The sequence below is a fragment of the Streptomyces sp. NPDC005576 genome, assembly GCF_042871745.1.
GTDB lineage: Bacteria > Actinomycetota > Actinomycetes > Streptomycetales > Streptomycetaceae > Streptomyces.
Genome location: NZ_JBIAJC010000005.1, coordinates 119,449 through 138,625 on the forward strand (window position 1 = coordinate 119,449; position 19,177 = coordinate 138,625).

General features: G+C 70.8%; 22 protein-coding genes. 9 read left to right on the forward strand and 13 right to left on the reverse strand.

Annotated elements, in window-relative coordinates; genetic code table 11:
* Positions 1-11: 11 nt before the first annotated feature.
* Genes rplB through rpsJ form a run of 5 tightly spaced genes read right to left on the reverse strand, consistent with a single transcriptional unit; the run spans position 12 to position 2,843 of the window.
* Positions 12-848: a 50S ribosomal protein L2 gene (rplB, locus tag ACFYPN_RS10625; protein WP_358755895.1), complete on the reverse strand. Its 837-nt coding sequence runs from the start codon at positions 846-848 to the stop codon at positions 12-14.
* Positions 849-898: 50 nt separating this feature from the next.
* The gene (gene rplW / locus ACFYPN_RS10630) at positions 899-1,222 is read right to left on the reverse strand and encodes a 50S ribosomal protein L23 (protein WP_275493822.1); all 324 of its coding nucleotides are present in this window, start codon (positions 1,220-1,222) and stop codon (positions 899-901) included.
* On the reverse strand, positions 1,222-1,872 hold the full coding sequence (gene rplD, locus ACFYPN_RS10635; protein WP_358755892.1) for a 50S ribosomal protein L4: 651 nt from the start codon (positions 1,870-1,872) through the stop codon (positions 1,222-1,224). Before rplD ends, rplW begins: the two co-directional genes overlap by 1 nt.
* 4 nt (positions 1,873-1,876) lie before the next feature.
* Entirely contained in the window at positions 1,877-2,521 is a 645-nt protein-coding gene (rplC, locus tag ACFYPN_RS10640) for a 50S ribosomal protein L3 (RefSeq protein WP_266705248.1), read from the reverse strand.
* 13 nt (positions 2,522-2,534) lie between these two features.
* Positions 2,535-2,843: a 30S ribosomal protein S10 gene (gene rpsJ, locus ACFYPN_RS10645; protein ID WP_003948644.1), complete on the reverse strand. Its 309-nt coding sequence runs from the start codon at positions 2,841-2,843 to the stop codon at positions 2,535-2,537.
* A gap of 542 nt (positions 2,844-3,385) precedes the next feature.
* Here rpsJ and ACFYPN_RS10650 point away from each other — a divergent pair.
* Positions 3,386-3,778 carry a hypothetical protein gene (locus ACFYPN_RS10650; protein WP_358755890.1) on the forward strand — a complete coding sequence of 131 codons (393 nt, stop codon included), beginning with the start codon at positions 3,386-3,388 and terminating at the stop codon, positions 3,776-3,778.
* Positions 3,779-3,830: 52 nt separating this feature from the next.
* Here ACFYPN_RS10650 and ACFYPN_RS10655 read toward each other — a convergent pair whose 3' ends face one another.
* From ACFYPN_RS10655 to ACFYPN_RS10670, 4 genes are all read right to left on the reverse strand, one after another.
* Positions 3,831-4,145: a hypothetical protein gene (locus tag ACFYPN_RS10655; RefSeq protein WP_358755888.1), complete on the reverse strand. Its 315-nt coding sequence runs from the start codon at positions 4,143-4,145 to the stop codon at positions 3,831-3,833.
* Positions 4,146-4,282: 137 nt separating this feature from the next.
* Positions 4,283-5,017, reverse strand: a complete 735-nt coding sequence (locus tag ACFYPN_RS10660) for a helix-turn-helix domain-containing protein (protein ID WP_358755886.1) — start codon at positions 5,015-5,017, stop codon at positions 4,283-4,285.
* Positions 5,014-5,748 (reverse strand): NUDIX domain-containing protein, encoded by a 735-nt coding sequence (locus ACFYPN_RS10665; RefSeq protein ID WP_358755884.1) that lies wholly within the window; start codon positions 5,746-5,748, stop codon positions 5,014-5,016. The genes ACFYPN_RS10660 and ACFYPN_RS10665 overlap by 4 nt, the downstream gene beginning before the upstream one ends.
* A complete protein-coding gene (locus ACFYPN_RS10670; RefSeq protein WP_358756095.1) occupies positions 5,745-6,119 on the reverse strand; it encodes a DUF4406 domain-containing protein in 375 nt (124 codons plus the stop codon). The genes ACFYPN_RS10665 and ACFYPN_RS10670 overlap by 4 nt, the downstream gene beginning before the upstream one ends.
* A 169-nt stretch (positions 6,120-6,288) precedes the next feature.
* Here ACFYPN_RS10670 and ACFYPN_RS10675 point away from each other — a divergent pair, with 169 nt between their 5' ends.
* Positions 6,289-7,050 (forward strand): DeoR/GlpR family DNA-binding transcription regulator, encoded by a 762-nt coding sequence (locus tag ACFYPN_RS10675; RefSeq protein ID WP_358755882.1) that lies wholly within the window; start codon positions 6,289-6,291, stop codon positions 7,048-7,050.
* Positions 7,051-7,237: 187 nt separating this feature from the next.
* Here ACFYPN_RS10675 and ACFYPN_RS10680 read toward each other — a convergent pair whose 3' ends face one another.
* Genes ACFYPN_RS10680 through ACFYPN_RS10690 form a run of 3 tightly spaced genes read right to left on the reverse strand, consistent with a single transcriptional unit; the run spans position 7,238 to position 8,541 of the window.
* Complete coding sequence (locus ACFYPN_RS10680) at positions 7,238-7,444, reverse strand: DUF397 domain-containing protein (protein ID WP_358755881.1); 207 nt, start codon at positions 7,442-7,444, stop codon at positions 7,238-7,240.
* Between the two features lie 18 nt (positions 7,445-7,462).
* Positions 7,463-7,666 (reverse strand): DUF397 domain-containing protein, encoded by a 204-nt coding sequence (locus ACFYPN_RS10685; RefSeq protein ID WP_358755880.1) that lies wholly within the window; start codon positions 7,664-7,666, stop codon positions 7,463-7,465.
* Positions 7,663-8,541, reverse strand: coding sequence for a helix-turn-helix transcriptional regulator (locus ACFYPN_RS10690; protein WP_358755879.1), 879 nt, complete (start codon positions 8,539-8,541; stop codon positions 7,663-7,665). Before ACFYPN_RS10690 ends, ACFYPN_RS10685 begins: the two co-directional genes overlap by 4 nt.
* Before the next feature lie 143 nt (positions 8,542-8,684).
* Between ACFYPN_RS10690 and ACFYPN_RS10695 the strand changes: the two genes are divergently transcribed.
* The 7 genes from ACFYPN_RS10695 (at position 8,685) to ACFYPN_RS10725 (ending at position 17,769) form a co-directional block, all read left to right on the forward strand.
* Complete coding sequence (locus ACFYPN_RS10695) at positions 8,685-9,104, forward strand: ATP-binding protein (RefSeq protein ID WP_358755877.1); 420 nt, start codon at positions 8,685-8,687, stop codon at positions 9,102-9,104.
* Between the two features lie 377 nt (positions 9,105-9,481).
* Positions 9,482-10,918, forward strand: a complete 1,437-nt coding sequence (locus tag ACFYPN_RS10700) for a hypothetical protein (protein WP_358755876.1) — start codon at positions 9,482-9,484, stop codon at positions 10,916-10,918.
* A gap of 289 nt (positions 10,919-11,207) precedes the next feature.
* Positions 11,208-12,914, forward strand: a complete 1,707-nt coding sequence (locus tag ACFYPN_RS10705) for an RNA ligase family protein (RefSeq protein WP_358755874.1) — start codon at positions 11,208-11,210, stop codon at positions 12,912-12,914.
* Positions 12,914-15,433 (forward strand): RNA repair domain-containing protein, encoded by a 2,520-nt coding sequence (locus ACFYPN_RS10710; protein ID WP_358755872.1) that lies wholly within the window; start codon positions 12,914-12,916, stop codon positions 15,431-15,433. Before ACFYPN_RS10705 ends, ACFYPN_RS10710 begins: the two co-directional genes overlap by 1 nt.
* Before the next feature lie 106 nt (positions 15,434-15,539).
* Positions 15,540-15,947, forward strand: coding sequence for an SHOCT domain-containing protein (locus ACFYPN_RS10715; RefSeq protein WP_358755870.1), 408 nt, complete (start codon positions 15,540-15,542; stop codon positions 15,945-15,947).
* A gap of 105 nt (positions 15,948-16,052) precedes the next feature.
* Complete coding sequence (locus tag ACFYPN_RS10720; RefSeq protein WP_358755868.1) at positions 16,053-16,547, forward strand: GNAT family N-acetyltransferase; 495 nt, start codon at positions 16,053-16,055, stop codon at positions 16,545-16,547.
* Between the two features lie 250 nt (positions 16,548-16,797).
* Positions 16,798-17,769 (forward strand): ABC transporter substrate-binding protein, encoded by a 972-nt coding sequence (locus ACFYPN_RS10725; protein WP_358755866.1) that lies wholly within the window; start codon positions 16,798-16,800, stop codon positions 17,767-17,769.
* Between the two features lie 195 nt (positions 17,770-17,964).
* On the opposite strand, the gene tuf is transcribed toward ACFYPN_RS10725, so the two are convergent.
* On the reverse strand, positions 17,965-19,158 hold the full coding sequence (tuf, locus tag ACFYPN_RS10730; protein ID WP_266705279.1) for an elongation factor Tu: 1,194 nt from the start codon (positions 19,156-19,158) through the stop codon (positions 17,965-17,967).
* Positions 19,159-19,177: the final 19 nt, after the last annotated feature.

Consider the following 19,177-nt stretch of genomic DNA (forward strand, 5'->3'; position numbering starts at 1 on the left):
TAAACCCGCTCCTAGCGCTTCTTGTTCGTCTTGCGGCGGCGGACGATGTACTTGCTCGATGCCTTCTTCGGCGAGCGAGTACGACCTTCCTTCTGACCCCACGGCGAGACCGGGTGACGACCACCGGAGGTCTTGCCTTCACCACCACCGTGCGGGTGGTCAACCGGGTTCATCGCGACACCGCGGACGGTCGGGCGTACGCCCTTCCAGCGCATACGGCCGGCCTTGCCCCAGTTGATGTTCGACTGCTCGGCGTTGCCGACCTCACCGATGGTGGCGCGGCAGCGTGCGTCGACCAGCCGGATTTCGCCGGAAGGCATACGAAGGTGGGCCATCGTGCCCTCCTTCGCCAGCAGCTGCACGGAGGCACCTGCGGAACGGGCGAACTTCGCGCCGCCGCCGGGCCGCAGCTCGATGGCGTGGATGGTCGTACCGACCGGGATGTTGCGCAGCGCCAGGTTGTTACCGGGCTTGATGTCGGCGGCCGGGCCGTTCTCGACACGGTCGCCCTGCTTCAGGCCCTTCGGGGCGACGATGTAACGCTTCTCGCCGTCCGCGTAGTGCAGGAGCGCGATGCGCGCGGTGCGGTTGGGGTCGTACTCGATGTGCGCGACCTTGGCCGGCACGCCGTCCTTGTCGTGACGACGGAAGTCGATCACGCGGTAGGCGCGCTTGTGGCCACCACCCTGGTGGCGAACGGTCACACGACCGGCGTTGTTACGGCCGCCCTTGCTGTGCAGGGGGCGGACCAGCGACTTCTCCGGCGTGGACCGCGTGATCTCGACAAAGTCGGCAACGCTGGAGCCACGACGGCCCGGCGTCGTCGGCTTGTACTTGCGGATACCCATGTTTTCTCAGTCCTCGGAAATATTCCGGATCCTGGACGTCCCTACCTCCGTCAGGAGGTCGGGCCGCCGAAGATGTCGATACGGTCGCCCTCGGCGAGGGTCACGATGGCGCGCTTCGTGTCGGAGCGCTTGCCGAAGCCGGTCTTGGTCCGCTTGCGCTTACCCTGCCGGTTGATCGTGTTGACCCCGGTGACCTTGACCGAGAAGACCGCTTCGACGGCCTGCTTGATCTGGGTCTTGTTGGAGCCCGGCGCGACGATGAACGTGTACTTGTTCTCGTCGAGCAGCGCGTAGCTCTTCTCGGACACGACCGGCTTCACGAGGATGTCGCGCGGGTCCGAGTACGTCTTGCTGGTAACGGTCGCCTCGCTCATCAGGCGTCGCTCCCTTCGGTCTCAGCGGTCTGGGGGCCAGACACGAAGGACTCGAAAGCGGCCTGGGTGAAGACCACGTCGTCAGAGACGATCACGTCGTACGTGTTGAGCTGGCCCGGGTCCAGGATGTGCACCTGGGGCAGGTTGCGCGCGGAGAACCACGCGGCCTCGTCGGCGCGGTCGACGACCAGGAGCAGGTTGGGGCGCTCCGAGATCTTGCCGAACAGCGTCTTGGCGGCCTTGGTGGAGATCCCACCCTCGACCACGCCGGTGATGACGTGGATGCGGGAGTGACGCGCCCGGTCCGAGAGGGCACCGCGGAGGGCGGCGACCTTCATCTTCTTCGGGGTGCGCTGCGAGTAGTCACGCGGCTGCGGGCCGTGGACGACGCCACCGCCGGCGAACTGCGGTGCGCGGGTCGAACCCTGGCGGGCGCGGCCGGTGCCCTTCTGGCGGTACGGCTTGCGGCCACCACCACGGACTTCGCCGCGACGCTTGGTCTTGTGCGTGCCCTGACGGGCAGCAGCCAGCTGTGCGACAACGACCTGGTGGATCAGCGGAACGCTGGTCTTCGCGTCGAAGATCTCCGCGGGGAGCTCGACGGTACCGGCCTTGTCGCCTGCCGGCGAAAGGATGTCAATGGTGCTCATTACCTCAAGCCCCCTTGGCCGCGGTACGGACCAGTACGAGGCCGCCGTTCGGACCGGGGACCGCGCCCTTGATGAGGAGCAGACCCTTCTCCGCGTCAACCGCGTGGATGGTCAGGTTCTGGGTGGTGACGCGCTCGTTACCCATGCGACCGGCCATGCGCATGCCCTTGAAGACACGCCCAGGGGTGGCACAGCCACCGATCGAACCGGGGGAACGGTGCTTGCGCTGGACGCCGTGACCGGCGCCGAGGCCCTTGAAGTTGTGACGCTTCATGACACCGGCGAAGCCCTTGCCCTTGCTCTTGCCCGTGACGTCAACCTTGACGCCGGACTCGAACACCTCGGCAGTGACCTCCTGGCCCAGCGTGTACTCGCTGGCGTCAGGGGTGCGGAGCTCCACCAGGTGGCGGCGGGGGGTCACGTCGGCCTTGGCGAAGTGGCCCTTGAGGGGCTTGTTCACCTTGCGCGGGTCGATCTCGCCGAAGGCGATCTGGACCGACTCGTAGCCGTCGTTGTCGTTGGTGCGGACCTGGGTGACGACACAGGGCCCGGCCTTGACGACGGTCACCGGGACAACCCGGTTGTTCTCGTCCCAGACCTGGGTCATGCCGAGCTTCTCGCCCAGGACGCCCTTAATGTTCTTAGCCATCTCGCGCGTCACCTCAGAGCTTGATCTCGATGTCGACGCCGGCCGGCAGGTCGAGACGCATCAGCGAGTCAACCGTCTTCGGCGTGGGGTCGAGAATGTCGATGAGGCGCTTGTGCGTGCGCATCTCGAAGTGCTCGCGCGAGTCCTTGTACTTGTGCGGCGACTTGATGACGCAGTACACGTTCTTCTCAGTGGGCAGCGGCACCGGGCCCGCGACCGACGCACCAGTGCGGGTCACCGTCTCGACGATCTTCTTCGCCGAGGAGTCGATGACCTCGTGGTCGTAGGCCTTGAGCCGGATGCGGATCTTCTGTCCCGCCATGGCTACTAGTAGTCCTGTCTCTCGAAACGCTCTGGAACCCGGGGGTTCTCCTGACCTCCGCATCCGACCCACGCGGTCGGGCGTGTCGCATCCCCTCTACGAACATCTCCCGAAGGAGATCCCAACCAAGGGGGTGCGGGCCCGAGGACCGCGCTGCGCTCAATGAAGAGCAGATCGGGGGCGGAACGCCCACCGGGTGCCTGGTCTATGCCCCTCTGACGCTTCCCGGAAGATTCCCGTACTTCCGACCCATTCAGGGCCGACGAGTACTGTGGGACTCGCTTCCGGTCCTCCCGGCGGGAGGCGCGCAGCATTGACACTCAACCGAGCAACCTGGCCAGTGTGCCATACGGGGCGCGAGCCTGGCCAATCGGCGGAGGATCTTACCCCCCACGGGCGATTGCTCAAACGCGAGCACACCCCACGGGGCCGCCGCCGCCGCACGGGGTCCCGTCAATCCCGCTGTGGTGCAGGTCACCCACGCGAGGGAACGGGACCCGTACGCGCCGGGGCGCGGGGCTTGCGCACGTACCGTGCGCCTCATGGTGAATTCCCCCCATGAGGCGATGCACCGCATCTTCCAGGAGGACCCGGGCAAGACCGTGGCTCCGGACACCGCGCTGATCCTCGGCGAGCTGACCGAACTCGGTCTGGGAGGAACCCCGGCCGCCAAGATCTGGAGGGACCTGATGGGAGCCGATCTCTCATTCTTCCGCTCGGAGACCAGCCAGCGGCTGCGGGAGGAGGGCCGGGTGGAAGGCCGCCTTGAAGCGCAGGCCGAGGCTGTGCTGCTGGCCCTGGAGAAGCGCGGCATCGCGGTCGGCCCCGAAGACCGGCGCCGGATCGCTCGCTGCACGGACCCCGGCACCCTCCGGCTCTGGCTCGACCGCGCCTTCACCGTCTCCACCACGCGGGAACTCTTCGCGGAGGTGTGAGCGGAGGTCTGAGACGGGCGCGGGTCCCGGACCGGGGGCTTCGGGGCCCCGCTCAGCCGTCCTGACCCGTCGCTGTCGCTTCGCGTGCTGCGGCGAGGGCTCGCTGCCTGATGTCGCCGAACAACTGGATCCCGGTGGCGGCCAGGACGTCGTCCCTGTCGATGGTCCGCCCTGCTCTCGTGCGGGTGGCCGGGGCCGGGACGGACTCCGGCTCGGACGGGCGTGGGTCGGTCAGCCCGCCCGGATTCACCGGGACGACCGTGCCGAACCGGTGGGTCCCGCCCTTCCGGGCGACCCCGACCGCGGCCGCGTCCCGGGCGAGGTCCGTCAGGAAGACGCTCGCCACCCCGTCCAATTCGCGGACCATCGCCGGAAGGCTTGAACGGCAGTCCGTCCGCGCCTGCGGCGGACGCGGAACCGGTGCGCGCGGTAGGTAGGGGAGGTGCGGGCCGTGCGGGTCGTGGGGGCTCTGCGGGCAGCGGAGGGGACGCTCCCCTGCTTGTGTCAGTACGCCGGTGTGTGTCCGGGGTCACCGGGCAGCCCCAGGTGGTCCCGGAAGGCGCTGCGGCCGGTGTCGGTGACGGAGACGGCCCGGCCGGTGCCGATACGGGTGATCCACCCCGCGTCGAACGCGTGCCGGCAGACCGCGACGCCGACCGTCCCTGCCAAGTGGGGGCGGCGTTCCGTCCAGTCCAGGCAGGAGCGTACGGGCGGCCGCCGCGTCCCGGTAGGCGGCGGCAGCACGATGCCGAGCCCGTCCAGCCAGGCGGTGCCCTCGTCGGTGAGCGTGAGCCCCTGCTCCCAGTCGAGCAGCCCCCGGTCGGTCATGGCGGTGGTGATAGCGACCCCGAGTGCTCCGGCGAGGTGGTCGTAGCAAGTACGGGCACGGGCCAGGGCCCGGCTGCGGTTGACGGCGGGGAGGGAGACGGCGACGGGTGCGGTGCGGCGGGGAGCCATGGCGGCGAGGCTCTCGATGAGCTCCGCCGTGGCGGGGTCGGCCAGCCGTACGTAACGGTGGCGGCCCTGCCGCTCCTCCGCCAGCAGTCCGCCGGCGACCAGGCGGTTCAGGTGCTCGGTCGCCGTCGAGGCGGCCACCCCGGCGTGCCGGGCCAGCTCGATCGCGGTCCAGGCCCGGCCGTCCAGCAGCGCCAGGCAGAAACCGGCGCGGGTGTTGTCGGCGAGGAGTCCGGCCAGGGCTGCCAGGTCCGGGCCCTCCGGGTGTGCGTCGTGGCGGTTCATCGCCATCCAGTGTCCCTCGCGGACCGTTCGGCGGGGGCCGAAGCGTCAACGCCCGCGTCGGGGTTCCGCGGGAAGGCGAACGGTCCGTGCAGGGCCGCCCACTGCAGGAGCAGGATGGTCTTGCCGTCGGCGATGCGCCCGTCGCGGGTCATGGCGAGGGCCTCGGTGAAGGGCAGTTCGAGGACTTCGATGTCCTCCCCTTCCTCCTCCACTCCGCCTCCGGCTCCGGTCCGGTCGGCCGCCGAGTAGGGGGCCGCGAAGAAGTGGAGCCGTTCGGTGACGGAGCCGGGGCTCATGTAGGCGTCGAGGACGTGGGTGAGCGGGCCGAGTGTGATGCCGAGTTCTTCGGCCGCCTCACGCCGGACGGCGGTGAGCGGATCGTCCGCGTCGAGCAGCCCGGCCGCCGCTTCGACGAGCATGCCGTCGGGGTGGTCGTTGACGTAGGCCGGATAACGGAACTGGCGGGTGAGCAGCACGCAGCCCCGTCCGGTGTCGTAGGGCAGCACGACTGCGCCGTTGCCACGGTCGTAGGTCTCCCGTTGCTGGGTCTCCCAACGCCCGTCGCGGCGGCGGTGGTCGAAGGTGGTGCGGCGCAGGACGTGCCAGCCCTGAGAGGTGAGTTCGACGTCCCGGACCACGACGTCCGGGTTGCGGTCCAGGTCGCGCCCGGCCCGGTCGAGGCCGGTGCGGCCACGGTGGTCGGGGGCGTCGACGCCGGGGCGGGTGGTCACGCCGCCTCCTGCTCAGCAGGGGTGCGGCGGGGGATCTCCCTCACCTCGTAGTAGACGGGCAGGCCACGGCCTCGGGCGGTGGCGACGTCCTGATCGGCTCCGGCGGACTCGCCGGGCAGACGCAGTACGGCGTGGCAGTGGGCGAGCAGGCGGTGAGCCGTGGGGTAGAGGACCTCCTCCGCCAGGGGATCGGTGGGGCCCGCACCGGCCGAGCGCAGGACGGGCAGGGCGATCCACTCGCCGATGACCGGGACGTGCCCGGCGGCGAAGACCGGCCAGGCGGCGGCTTCGAGGCGGCCGAGGTTGTCGGCCATGGCCTGCGGGTTGCCGTCCGTGCCGGAGCGGTAGGGGCCGGCGATCAGGATGAGCATGGGCTCGCCGGTCGTGGGTCCACTGGTCACGAATTCGTTGGTCGCGGGTTCGTGGGGCACGGGTTCATGGGTCACGGGCTGGTCGGTGAGGGGTTCATCGGGCAGGGGTTCATCGGTCATGGCGGGTTACACTACATGCAGAATCGTGCACGAACAGGAGAGAATGCGCATGCTGGCTGCTGAACGACGCGATCATCTACTCGGTCTGCTCGCCCGCGAGGGCAAGATCGTCGCCAAGAACGTCGCCACCGAACTGGGCATCTCCGAGGACAGCGTCCGGCGTGATCTGCGCGACCTGGCGGCCGAGGGACTGTGCCAGCGGGTCTACGGCGGCGCGCTGCCCGCGTCCCCCGCGGTGGTCGACTACGCCGCCCGGCAGGGTGTGGCCTCCGACGGCAAGCAGCGGGTGGCCGCGGTCGCCGCCGCCCTGGTGCGGCCGGGCGGCTCGCTGATCCTCGACGGCGGAACCACCGCTCTCGCCGTCGCCCGTGCGCTCCCACAGAATCTCGCCTGCACCGTGATCACCCACAGCCCCACGATCGCCGTGGCTCTGCTCGACCACCCGCGGGCGGAGCTCTTCCTGCTCGGGGGGCGCGTCTTCAAGCACTCGGCGGTCACGTGCGGTGCGGCAGCGGTCGAGGCCGCCCAGAACGTCTCCGCCGACCTCTGCCTGCTCGGCGTCACCGGCGTCCACCCCGAGGCCGGACTGACGACCGGGGATGCCGAAGAGGCGGCCATGAAGCGCGCCCTCTCCGCACGAGCGGCGGACACCTACGTCCTGGCCTCCTCCGAGAAGATCGGTACCGCCTCGCAGTTCCGCGTCCTCCCCTGGGACAGGATCACCGGGCTGATCACCGACACCGATCCCGGCAACGCGGTCATCGAGCAGATCGCGGCGGAGACCGGGGTGGAGGTCTTGGCGGCCGGCTGACGGTCACACGAGCCGGCCGCGGAGCGGTGGCCGGCGTCCGGCGCTCCCGGGCCGCTCCCTAGACCACGCCGGACAACATCAGACACCCGGGCACCCGGACACCCGGACACCCGGACACCCGGACACCCGGGCACCCGGACACCCGGGCACCCGGACACGGACGCACTCGCAAATGTCGGGGTGGTTGTCAGCGTCCGGCCGCGAACCCCACGAATGCGGCCCAGGCGGGCGGTTGGAAGCCGAGCTGGGGGCCGGGGGTGTTCTTGGAGTCCCGTACGAGGACGGCGGAAGCGGCCGCAGCGACTTCAGCGCAGTCGGGGCCGTCGTTCGTGCTGTAGCTGCTCTTGAACCACGTCAGGCCGGGTGCACCTTCGGCGGAGGCCGGCATGCTCATCTGTCCCCCAAGTAGTTGTCAGTTCTCGGCGGCGAACCCCACGAACGCCGTCCAGGTGGCGGACCGGAACCCGAGCTGCGGGCCACGGACATTCTTGGAGTCCCGTACGAGTACGGCGGAGGCGGCCGCAGCGACTTCAATGCAGTCGGAGTTGGCGTCACTGCTGCTGTAGCTGCTCTTGAACCACACCCAGGCTTCTCCGCCCGTTGGCTTGATGCTCATGTCTCTCCCAGCAGTTTTTCGATGAAGGCCAATGACTCCCTCGGAGTGAGCGCCTGCGCCCGGATGCTCCCGTACTGCATTTCCAGCATCTGCACCTCGCGAGGTTCGGTGATCAGCATCGAAAGGTGCTGAACTTCCGTGTATCCCAAGGTAGTACCGCTGCGAAGCCGAAGGATACGGAAGCCACCCATCAGACCTGCGTGGTCCTCCAGATCGGTCGGCATCACCTGGACCTCCACATTGCGCAGGTGACCCAGTTCAAGGAGGCGCTCAAGTTGCCTCTTCTGCACCCCCCTACCCCCCAGCGGCCGGCGGAGTGTTGCCTCGTCCTGGACGAAGCTGAAAACGGGCACGGTCTCTGACTTGCCGATGACCTCCTGCCGCGCCGTTCTGGCCGCAACTGCCCTTTCGATGACCTCAGCGGAGTACAGAGGGCGGCGAGTTGCGAAAAGGGCTGTGGCGTACTCGTGGGTCTGCAGGAGGGCGTGAAGCGTCTGGTGTGTGTACGCACCCATCTCCACCGCGTCCGCTTCCAACCGGGCCATGTCCCGTACCTTCTTCGGGTACCTCGCCTCCGCCACGTCCTGCTTCATCGCCGCGATCTTGCCGCCCGCGCCCAGAACCTCGTCCGTCCTGTCCAGGAACTCCGGCTTGGGGATGCGCTTGCCGGATTCGACCTTGTACACCTGGTTCTCGCCGTAACCGATGGCCCGGCCGAGGTCGGCCGCGCGCAGGCCCGCAGCCTCCCGCCAGAGGCGGATCTGCCTGCCCACGGCGGCGATCACCGCGCCCGAGTCGTCCTCCAGGCCGAAGTCACCGACGTCCGGCTCGTCCAGGCCGTCCGCCGTACCGTCCCTGCCGTCTTCCTCCAGCATCGGAGAATCCCCGCCTTCTCGACCCATCACTCAGGCATGCGGTGTCGGACGAGGTGGACAGGAGAGGGCCACGACTGGACAGTCACCGTCCGTACCCGCGTCGACACTTCTCAGCGTAGTGACCTGCGGCCACGCTGAGTGACATGAACCAAGAAATCATCCAACCGCGCTCCACCTCGGGGAAGTTCACGCTTCAGCTTTCAGCCACCCCTCGGGGCGCCCGGCTGGCCCGGCTGCTGGCGACGGAGCAGCTGCGTTCCTGGGGGCTGCCGTTGGACGTGCCAGCCCTGGTGGTGGCGGAACTGGCCGCGAACGCGGTGGTACACGGGTACGTCCAGGGGCGTGACTTCCGCCTCGGGCTCACTCTTTCCGGCGACACGCTCCGTATCGAGGCGGTCGATACGCGCCAGGACCGGTTGCCGCGCGTACGGGCCTCCGGGGCGGACTCCGAGTCGGGGCGGGGGCTGCTGCTCGTGGAGGCGTTGGCGGCGCGCTGGGGCGTGGAGCACGGACCGTTCCCCCGAAAAACCGTGTGGGCGGAGGTGACGCTCACCGGGGCCTGACCCTTGGTCCTTCGCCCGCACTCTGAACCATTCCCAGGTCCGGGTCCCGGCTGCCGGGACCCGGTGGAGTGGGACCCGGTCCGCCGTGTCCTGGCCAGTGGGGACACGGCGCTTCGGGACCCCAAAGACGTGAAAGGACGTGGGAAAGAACCAAACCAACCCCCCTCCCCCACCTACTGGTTCGAGGGCCGACCCGCGCTCGTCGGCGAGTCCTCACCCGGATGGGTGAGGTTTGGTAACTCAGCTAGATTTTCGTCCGGTTGGCAGGCATATGCTCCCCCCAGCATCCGCTACCCAACTTAAAACATAAGGCGGCCCCCGCCGGGACTGGCATCCCGATCGAGGGCCTGACCAACTAGGAAGAAGAGAGCTTCCCAATGGATACCCAGCAGGTTAGCGCGCGCCCGCGCGCCCAGACAGTGGTCGTCGACCGCAGTCGTGCCCGGACCTCCGGGCTCTCGCACGTGACCGTGCCGCTCACCCGCGAGTTCGTGGTGGTCGGAAACCACTTGGCGCAGCACCCCGAGCTGTCGCTCGTCGCGATCGGCATCTCGGTCCACATCCAGTCGCTGCCGCCCGGCAGGCGGGTGGGCATTAAGGCGCTCGCCGAGCGTTTCCAGGAAGGCGCTGAGACCATCGCAGGCGCCATGCGCGAGCTGGAGCGGTGCGGGTACCTGGACCGCCCCCGGGAGCGGGTCGGCCAGGGCCGGTTCATGACACGGACGATCGCGTACAACCACCCCGACGCCGCCCGCCAGGACCGGGCCGCACGGGAAGCCGTGGCCGAGCTCAGGGCCGCCGAGCGGAAGGCCTCCACCCGGACGGCCCTCGGGCGACGGGCCGCCGGAGTGCCTCGGCAGCGGACGGGGTCCCCGGCCGCCGCCCGGCATAACGGCACCGGCCGGGCCGCGCGTGGACGGCACGGCGGGGAGCGGTCCGTACGGGCGATGTGCACGGCTGCGGACGCCCTGCGGGAGCTGTGGGAGCCGGAGGACGTTGCGGCTGCGGCTGCGGCTGCGGACGCGTCTGCCGACGTGCTCCCCCGGCAGCCCGCCGAAGCATCCGCCGCAGCGCGCCCGGACACAGCCCCGGACGCAGCACTGCCCCCGGCCACCGAACCGGACGCAGCAGCCGCCACGGACGCAGCTGCGGACGCCCCGGACGCGCCGTCCGGCGAGGACGTACGCCAGGAGCCGGACGCGCCGCCGCAGCCGCAGCCGCCCGACTCGCCCGGGCCGACGGACCAGCAAGAGGCGAACCAGCAGCGGACGAACCAGCAGCCGGCGGAACCCGGAGCCGCACCCGCCGAGCCTGCGGCACCCACCGAACCCTCCGTGCACAACGCCGCGTCCATCCGCGCCTCCCTCCCGCAGCCGGTGCAGCCTGCCGCGCCCACGTCCGCCGAGCTGGCGCGGCATGCCGTCGCCGTCGAGCTGCTCAGCGGGCTGCGGGGCGAGGACAAGCGGCTCCGGCTCAGCGAGGAGGACGTGCGGAAGCTCGCGCCGTCCGTGGTGGCCTGGCTGGAGCGGGGTGTGGAGGCGGACGACGTGCGCAGGGCTCTCCTCAGCGATCTGCCCACGCAGGTGAAGTACCCGGCGAAGTTCCTCGCCAAGAGACTGACCGGCCAGTTGCCCCCGCCGCTCCCGCTCCCCGGCGAGCGGGGGCGCCGCACAGCACCGCGAGGTCCGGCGCCCATCCCCATGCAGAACTGCGACGGCTGCGACCGGGGGTTCCGCTCCCCCGATCCGGGCCGCTGCCGCGACTGCCGAACGGACGGCACGGGTGATCCGGGAGCGGAACCGCCGACGAGCTGACCTGCTCCGGCACTGCGGCAGTGGAACCGGAGGTACAACCGGCAGGGGAACTGGAGTTCCGCCCGTCGCGTGCCATCCGGACGACGACCAGTACGCCGAGCACCAGGCAGATCGCGACCGTGACCCGGAGCAGGCCGCTTCCTTCGGTGGCCGGCGATCCGGTCGTCGACGCGGCGGCGCCTCCGCCTGATGGTCACCGGCCCTGCCGGGGGGAAATCCTGTCGCTCCCCCGCCCGGCCGCCGCCTACTGTGACGGGCTGATCATCATCAAAACGGGGGCCCGACCGCTATGCATACGCACTATCCGCGCACCCCGCACCTGCCCTGGTCGCCCGGCGCCACCTCCGACGACGTGCGGGTGGCGGATCTGGCGGCGCTCGCCGGGCGCGAGGTCGTCGTGACGGAGAAGCTCGACGGCGAGAACACCACGCTCTACACGGACGGGCTGCACGCCCGTTCGCTGGACTCCGCCCACCACCCGTCGCGGGGATGGGTGAAGGCGCTCCAGGGGCGGGTGGGTTCCCGCATCCCGGCGGGGTGGCGGGTGTGTGGCGAGAACATGTTCGCGCGGCACTCGATCCCGTACGACCGGCTGGACGGCTTCTTCTACGGGTTCTCCGTCTGGGACGGCGACCGCTGTCTCGGCTGGGACGACACCACCGCGTTCCTGCGCGGGCTGGGCATCCCCGTGCCGCCGGTGCTCTGGCGCGGGGTGTTCGACGCGCGGGCGGAGAAGGCACTGCGGAAGCTCGCGCTCGACACCGGGCGGCAGGAGGGGTACGTCGTACGTCCGGCGGATGCCTTCGGAGCCGCCGAGTTCGGGCGGGCGGTCGCCAAGTGGGTGCGGCCCGGGCACGTGACGACCGGCACCCACTGGATGCACACGGCAGTCGTCCCGAACACGCTTGGCCCGTCCGCAGCCCTGTGGAACGTACGCTCCGGCGGCACCATCGACGCGGACGCCCTGTGCGAGGCACTCTCCCTCCCGATCCCGACCCCGGCCCCGATCCCGACCCCGGCCCCGCAGGGCGACCAGCCGGACGCCCGTACCGCGAGGACCATGGGCGAGACCTCCGGTGCCTTCGGTGACGAGCGGCTGGCCGGGGTTCTGGCGGGCCTGCTCCACCGCGAACGCCGGGCCTCCCTCGTACCCCGGCTCGCCCCGGTCGTCGGCCTGGCGACTGCCGTCCGGGCCGCCGATCTGGTGGGGCTCCACCGGTCGTTGCACCGGCCGTACCCGGACGAGGACCGCAGGACCGGCCTGACCCGCATGTCCTGGGCGGCCGATCTGCCGACGCTGCACGCGCTCGCGGCGGCCACCGCCGGTACGGACGAGGCGCGCGAACAGGTCGCGTGGTCGGCGCTCCACGCCGAGGAGATCCGCGAGCCCGCCGGCCTGCGCGAAGTGTTCGACGGGCTGGAGCCGGACGCGGCCGACCGCTGCCGGGCGGAGGCCCGCGAGGCGTACGCGCTGGGGCGGATCTCCACCGCCGAGGAGGCGGTGGCCGCCACCTGGCGCCGGCGGTCGGGCGACTTCCCGCGCCTGGTGCTTCTGTGCGGGCCGTCCGGCAGCGGGAAGAGCACGTACGCCCGCACGCTGTCCGACGTCACCACGTACATCGCCCTCGACGATCTGCGGGAGGCGCGGGGTGACCGGGCCGACCAGAGCGCCGACGCCGAGGTGGTGCGGGAGGCGGTCGAGCGGCTGGACCGCGCGCTGCTGCCCCGTACGACCACGGTCTGGGACGCCACCTCGCTCACCCCCAGGCAGCGCGCCCTGGTGCACACCACCGCTGCGCGCCGGGACGCGATGGTCACGCACGCGGTGGCATTGGTGGGCGCGGAGGAGCTGGCCCGGCGCAACACCGACCGCGTCCATCCCGTACCGCCCCGGGTGCAGGAGGCGCAGCTGCGGCGGTACGTCCCGCCCTACCCCGGCGAGGCGCACCGGACCTGGTACCTGGGCACGAGCGGAACGGTGGAGGCGAGGGCCTGATGCGGACGAGCGACGAGATCTACCACCGGATCCGCTGGGACGCCCGCTTCGATCCGGCGCGCTTTGTGATCGGGGTGGCGCAGCGCGGCCGGGAGCCGAAGCGGGTGCCGTTGCCGCGCTTCACGCCGGGCGGGGACGTGCCCTGGCACCGGGTGCTGTTCTTCGAGGCGGACGGCGAGACGGTGTGGGACCGCGCCTCCGGGCTGGACCGGGTGGACACGGCCGAGGCCGGGCGGGTCCGCCAGACGCGGCTGCTGCCGTCGCCGTACTTCGCGGCCCGGACCCCGCACACCTTCGACGGCCGGGAGTGGAACCCCACAACTGGAGCCGCGCAACCCGACCCGCCCGCAGGCGGCTTGAGCGTGCTGACCTGGAACACGCTCTGGGACCGGTACGACTCCGAGCGCATCGACACCGCCCGCCGCCGCCCTCTCCTGTTGGACGCGTTGCGGGCGGCCGACGCGGACGTCATCGCCCTCCAGGAGGTCGAACCTGCGCTGCTGGACCTGCTGGCAGGCTCTCCGTGGGTCCGGGAGGAGTACACGTTCGGCGCCGCCCTGGACGGGCGGGAGGTCGCCGACTGCGGGCTGCTGCTGCTCAGCCGGCTTCCGGTGCGCGAGGCGGGGTGGCACCCGCTGGGGCGGCACAAGGCGGTCGCGGCGGTCGTCGTGGAGACGGCGGACGGGCCCGTCACCGTCGCGGTGACCCACCTCAGCAGCGACCACTCCGCCGAGGGAGCCGCCCGGCGTGACCGCGAACTCGCCGATCAAGCATCGGGGTTGGCGGGACTGGCGGGCGACCTGCTGGTGGTCGGGGACTTCAACGACGGCGGCCCCAACCCGCAGTCCCGGCTCGGCCTCCCGGACGCTTGGACGGAGGTCCACGGCCCGGACGACCACACCCCCACCTTCGACCCGTCGGTGAACCCGCTGGCCGCCGTGGGCTCGCTGACCGGACGGGCCTCCCGCCTGGACCGCGTGCTGTACCGCTCGCAGCGCCGGCGCCCGGTGGCGGCCGGGCTGGTGGGCGCCGTGCCGGACGCGACCGGGCTGTACGCCTCGGACCACTTCGGCGTACGCGTGGAGCTGTCCGCCGCGGACGGGCCGGGGGCCGAAGAGTCGCCGGGGGGCGGAGAGTTGGCGGAGGCCGGGGAGTCGGCTGAGGCCGAGGAGCTGGTGATCGTCGAGGAGCTGGTGGACCGGGTGGCGCGGGCCCTCCCCGGCGCGAGCGTCCACCTCGTCGGCTCGCGGCGGATGGGCGGTGCCCTGCCGGGGGCGGACGTGGACCTGGTGGCGGCGCTCCCCGCTCCGCCAGGCGGTGTTTTGGAAGTAGCGCCGTCCGCCCGGAGGGCGGGGCCGGTGGTGTCTGGTGCGTGTGATCGCAAGGCGGAGGGTCGCCCCGATACTGGATGTATCGGGGGGATCCCGACAACGCGGCGAGCGTGCGTGCCAGACACCGCCGGACAGGCGGGACTTTCAAAACACGGCCTGGGCGCCCGAGCGCTGGGGCGTCGGCTCCCGGACGCCGAGGAGGTGCGTGAGGTGGTCGGGGCCCGGGTCCCGGGACTGCGCTTCCGGCTCAACGGGGTGCGGGTGGATTTGGTGACGGTCGTCCCGGTCGGCGTTCCCCCGTCGGAGGCGGTCGAGCGGCGCGGGGAGCTGGGCGACGAGGCCGCAGCGGCGGCGCTGAGCGCGGTGAGTGACGCGGTGGCGGTGCTGGCGGCCACGGCCCCGTACCGCGTCGCCTTCACCGAGCTGGCCCACGACGTGAAGGCGTGGGCGCGGGCCCGCGGACTCGACTCGGCGCCGGGCGGCGGGCTCCCGGGCCTGGCGTGGACGGTCCTCGCGGCACGGACGGTCCTGGCGGAGGGCGCGTCCCTCGCGGAAGGGACGGCTCTCGCGCAGGGCGCGGCCCGGCCGACGCGTACCGCCTTGCTGCGGCGGTTCTTCGCACGGTGGGCCGAGTGGGAGTGGGACCGGCCGGTGGCCCTCTCCTCCCTTCCGGCCGCCCGCGAGACGGACGGCGCCGTCACGATCCTGACCCCGACCGCCCCCGTACGTTCCTGCTCCACGCAGGTGTCCCCGGCCGGCCGGGACCTGCTCGCCGAGGAGCTCTTCCGCGGGTGGGAGGTGCTGGACGCGGTGGCGGACGCCGCGCCCGTCCCGTACGCCCTGCTCTGCGCCCCGCCGCCCTTCCACCTGCGCCACACCGCCTGGGCTCTGGTCTCCGTACGCGAAGGTGGTGACGAGGGCCGCTTCCGGGGCCGCCTCCTGGCGCTCCTCGACGCCCTCGCCCGGTCCGGGTCCCCGGACACCCACGCGTGGCCGCGCCCGGTACCCGGCAGTGCGGGGAGAGGCACGGAGAGCACCGGGGGCGGCGTGGCATTCGTCCAGTACGCCGTCGGGCTCGGCGCCACGCCCCCGGACGCGCAGCGCCTCACGGAGATCGGCGCGGAGATCCTGCGCGGGCTGCCGGGAGCCCGGGTGAGCCGGGTGGCGGCGGCGCCCCCGCTGGGCTGAGGGAGACCCGCCGCTCCGCGCTCGCGTGGCCGACTTCTCCGACCGGACGCAGGATGGAGGCTCCCGGGGGGAGTGGCGCGGCTACGGCTCCGACAGGAGAAGAACGATGAGCAACGGTGTGTACTTGGCCTACGACTATCCGGTCCTGGGAGCCTTCTGGACCGCGATGTGGGTCTTCATCTGGGTCCTGTGGCTGGTGCTCCTCTTCCGGATCATCGCCGACATCTTCCGCGACGACGACATGAGCGGCATCGCCAAAACGCTCTGGCTCCTGATCGTGATCGTGCTGCCGTACATCGGCGTCTTCGCCTACGTCATCGCGCGCGGACGGGGCATGGGCCGCCGGGAGCACCGGCACGCGAAGGAGCAGCAGAACGCCTTCGAGACGTACATCCGGGAGACCGCCGGCGGCACGACCCCGGCCGAGCAGCTCGCCAAGCTCTCCGAGGTCCGCGCGCGCGGCGACATCTCGGACGAGGAGTTCCAGCGGGCCAAGGCGAAGATCCTCGGCTGACGGCAGAACGAGGCGACGGTGTGACGGTGTGACAGCGTGACGGCGGGCCCGAGACCCATCACGGGCCCGCCGTCAGGCCGTGAACGACTCCTGGATACTTGACGGATGGACAACAGCACCACGCTCACCGCTGCGGCCGTGTGGGCCCTGCGCCCCGCCCTCCCCGGCGACCTCGAAACCATCGCGGAGCTGCGCGCCGTCGTCATGCGTCCGGACCTCGAGCGCCTCGGTCGGTACGACGAGCACCGCGTACGTCAGCGGCTGCGCGACACCTTCGCGCCGGAGCACACCTCCGTCATCGAGGTCGACGGCACCTTCGCCGGGAGCGTGACCCTGCGCCCCACCGAGCAGGGCCGCGTGCTGGAGAACTTCTACCTCACCCCCGCCCTCCAGGGCCTCGGGGTGGGCTCCGCCGTCCTGCGCACGCTGCTCGTCCGCGCCGACGAGGCGGGCACCGAGGTCCGGCTGAACGTGCTCCAGGGCAGCGCCGCCCGCGCCCTGTACGAGCGGCACGGCTTCGTCGAGGAGAGCCAGGACCCGATCGACGTGTTCATGGTCCGCCGGCCGGTCCGCAACGCTTTGGCTGCGGTCACCGACTGAGGACGGTCCGCGGGCGATCACCGGACGAGCACCGGGCGCGGCCAGGCGCCTCCGGTACGCGGTCAAGCGCTCCCGGTAGGCGGTCAGGCGCTCCCGTAGGCGGTTGGAGGCGCCCGGATCATGGGCAGGCTCCCGCCGCCAACGCTTCCGGCCCGGGTGGCCCGGGCAACCGGAATCACACATTCCAGGAACGTACGTGCGAACGAATCGGGCTACTGTCGCGGGGAGCGAGAGCGAGTCAAGGAGAAGCATGAACACCCGCATCCGGACCGGTGCACTCGTCGGCATGGCCTCCACTCTGCTGCTGGCCACCGCCTGCGCGGCCGACGTCACCGCCCCCGCCATCTCGGTCGAGGGCAAGCTCGGCACTGCGGAGATACAGGGAAAGCCCCGTACCGTCGTCGCACTCGACAGCGCCAGCGCCGACATAGCACTCTCCCTCGGCTTCAAGCCGGCGGCCATGCCGCCGGCCGCCGAGGGAGTCTCCGGCGGCATCGCGCCCTGGACGGAGACCGCCCTCACCGGAAAGCGGCCCCACCTGCTCCGGGCCGACGGCGACCTGGTCGCCCAGGTCGCCTCGTACAAACCGGATGTGATCCTGGCGACCCGGGACCGCACCCTCGACCCGGTGTACGCCAAGCTCTCCGCCATCGCGCCCGTCGTGCACTACATCAAGGGCCCCGACGCGGACCCCTGGCAGACCAGCACCCGCATCATCGCGCAGGCGCTCGACGTCGAGGACCAGGGCGAGCAGCTGATCAGCGCCGCCGAACAGACCGCGCTCGACGCCCGCGCCACCTTCCCCGCCATGACCGGAACTCGCTTCAACCTGCTGGTCTCGCCCATGCCCCACGGTGTCGGCGCGGTCAGATCGCGCGAGGACACCTCCGCGCGCGTCCTGCGGAAGCTCGGGATGAAGCTGAACGAACTCATGTCCCTGCTCCCCGGCGCCAGCAACCCGGCACGCACCTACCTCGACTACGCCCAGGTCGGGCAGGCCGACACCGACATCGTCTTCGCGACCGGCACGACGGACGCCCTCTCCACCCTGGAGAAGACCCCTGCCTTCCGGGCGATGCCGGCGGTCACCGACGGCCGGTACATCCCCCTCGACCCCGCCCTGGGCCAGGCCCTCGCGGAGCCCACCCCGCACAGCGTCGAATGGGTCGTCGAAGAGCTGGCCCCGAAGATCGGCGCGGCAGCCCAGGCGGCCCGGAAGTAGGGGGTGCGGATGGTCCCCCGCTCGCCGAGACACTCGCCGAGACGCTTGGCGGGACGCTCGGCGGGACGCTCGCCGAGACGCTTGCCGAGACGCTTGCCGAGACACAGAAAGAAGGGCCCCGTCCCACCGCTCGCGCGGCGGGACGGGGCCCTTCTCGGTGCTCAGTGAGGAGCAACCAGGTCAGACCTCAAGCAATTACTTGATGATCTTGGTGACCTGGCCGGCGCCCACGGTCCGGCCACCCTCACGGATGGCGAACTTCAGGCCCTCTTCCATGGCGACCGGCTGGATCAGCACGACGTTCATGATGGTGTTGTCACCAGGCATGACCATCTCGGTGCCCTCGGGAAGGGTCACAACGCCCGTTACGTCCGTGGTACGGAAGTAGAACTGCGGGCGGTAGTTGTTGAAGAACGGGGTGTGACGGCCACCCTCGTCCTTCGACAGGATGTAGGACTGGGCCTCGAACTCGGTGTGCGGCGTGACCGAACCGGGCTTGATGATGACCTGGCCGCGCTCGACGTCCTCGCGCTTGATGCCACGGAGGAGCAGACCGACGTTCTCACCGGCCTGGCCCTCGTCGAGCAGCTTGCGGAACATCTCGATGCCGGTGACCGTGGTGGTGGTCTTCTCCTGCTTGATGCCCACGATGTCAACGGTCTCGTTGACCTTCAGGACACCACGCTCGATACGACCGGTGACGACGGTGCCACGACCGGTGATCGTGAAGACGTCCTCGATCGGCATCAGGAACGGCTTGTCGACGTCGCGCTCGGGCTGCGGGATCGACTCGTCGACGGCGGCCATCAGGTTCAGGACCGACTGGCCCCACTCCTTGTCGCCCTCGAGCGCCTTGAGCGCCGAGACCTTGACGACCGGCAGGTCGTCGCCCGGGAACTCGTACTCGGAGAGGAGCTCACGAACCTCGAGCTCGACGAGCTCCAGGATCTCCTCGTCGTCCACCATGTCGGCCTTGTTCAGGGCGACGACGATGTACGGAACGCCGACCTGGCGGGCCAGGAGCACGTGCTCCTTGGTCTGCGGCATCGGGCCGTCGGTGGCGGCGACCACGAGGATGGCGCCGTCCATCTGCGCCGCACCCGTGATCATGTTCTTGATGTAGTCAGCGTGACCCGGGCAGTCGACGTGCGCGTAGTGACGCGACTCCGTCTGGTACTCGACGTGCGCGATGGAGATCGTGATTCCACGCTGACGCTCTTCGGGAGCCTTGTCGATCTGGTCGAAGGCCGAGGCCTCGTTCAGGTCGGGGAACGCGTCGTGCAGCACCTTGGTAATGGCGGCCGTGAGGGTCGTCTTACCGTGGTCGATGTGACCAATGGTGCCGATGTTGACGTGGGGCTTAGTCCGCTCGAACTTCGCCTTCGCCACTGGGTCCTCCTGGGGAGTG

Excerpts from the sequence above, each read along its gene's own strand:
- ACFYPN_RS10725 (WP_358755866.1), top strand. The coding sequence starts at position 16,798 with ATGAACACCCGCATCCGGACCGGTGCACTCGTCGGCATGGCCTCCACT.
- ACFYPN_RS10695 (WP_358755877.1), top strand. The coding sequence starts at position 8,685 with ATGAACCAAGAAATCATCCAACCGCGCTCCACCTCGGGGAAGTTCACG.
- rplD (WP_358755892.1), bottom strand. The coding sequence starts at position 1,872 with ATGAGCACCATTGACATCCTTTCGCCGGCAGGCGACAAGGCCGGTACC.
- ACFYPN_RS10650 (WP_358755890.1), top strand. The coding sequence starts at position 3,386 with ATGGTGAATTCCCCCCATGAGGCGATGCACCGCATCTTCCAGGAGGAC.
- ACFYPN_RS10680 (WP_358755881.1), bottom strand. The coding sequence starts at position 7,444 with ATGAGCATGCCGGCCTCCGCCGAAGGTGCACCCGGCCTGACGTGGTTC.
- ACFYPN_RS10690 (WP_358755879.1), bottom strand. The coding sequence starts at position 8,541 with ATGCTGGAGGAAGACGGCAGGGACGGTACGGCGGACGGCCTGGACGAG.
- rplW (WP_275493822.1), bottom strand. The coding sequence starts at position 1,222 with ATGAGCGAGGCGACCGTTACCAGCAAGACGTACTCGGACCCGCGCGAC.
- ACFYPN_RS10685 (WP_358755880.1), bottom strand. The coding sequence starts at position 7,666 with ATGAGCATCAAGCCAACGGGCGGAGAAGCCTGGGTGTGGTTCAAGAGC.
- rplB (WP_358755895.1), bottom strand. The coding sequence starts at position 848 with ATGGGTATCCGCAAGTACAAGCCGACGACGCCGGGCCGTCGTGGCTCC.
- ACFYPN_RS10655 (WP_358755888.1), bottom strand. The coding sequence starts at position 4,145 with ATGGTCCGCGAATTGGACGGGGTGGCGAGCGTCTTCCTGACGGACCTC.
- ACFYPN_RS10700 (WP_358755876.1), top strand. The coding sequence starts at position 9,482 with ATGGATACCCAGCAGGTTAGCGCGCGCCCGCGCGCCCAGACAGTGGTC.
- ACFYPN_RS10710 (WP_358755872.1), top strand. The coding sequence starts at position 12,914 with ATGCGGACGAGCGACGAGATCTACCACCGGATCCGCTGGGACGCCCGC.
- rpsJ (WP_003948644.1), bottom strand. The coding sequence starts at position 2,843 with ATGGCGGGACAGAAGATCCGCATCCGGCTCAAGGCCTACGACCACGAG.
- ACFYPN_RS10660 (WP_358755886.1), bottom strand. The coding sequence starts at position 5,017 with ATGAACCGCCACGACGCACACCCGGAGGGCCCGGACCTGGCAGCCCTG.
- ACFYPN_RS10720 (WP_358755868.1), top strand. The coding sequence starts at position 16,053 with ATGGACAACAGCACCACGCTCACCGCTGCGGCCGTGTGGGCCCTGCGC.
- ACFYPN_RS10715 (WP_358755870.1), top strand. The coding sequence starts at position 15,540 with ATGAGCAACGGTGTGTACTTGGCCTACGACTATCCGGTCCTGGGAGCC.
- rplC (WP_266705248.1), bottom strand. The coding sequence starts at position 2,521 with ATGGCTAAGAACATTAAGGGCGTCCTGGGCGAGAAGCTCGGCATGACC.
- ACFYPN_RS10705 (WP_358755874.1), top strand. The coding sequence starts at position 11,208 with ATGCATACGCACTATCCGCGCACCCCGCACCTGCCCTGGTCGCCCGGC.
- ACFYPN_RS10675 (WP_358755882.1), top strand. The coding sequence starts at position 6,289 with ATGCTGGCTGCTGAACGACGCGATCATCTACTCGGTCTGCTCGCCCGC.
- ACFYPN_RS10670 (WP_358756095.1), bottom strand. The coding sequence starts at position 6,119 with ATGCTCATCCTGATCGCCGGCCCCTACCGCTCCGGCACGGACGGCAAC.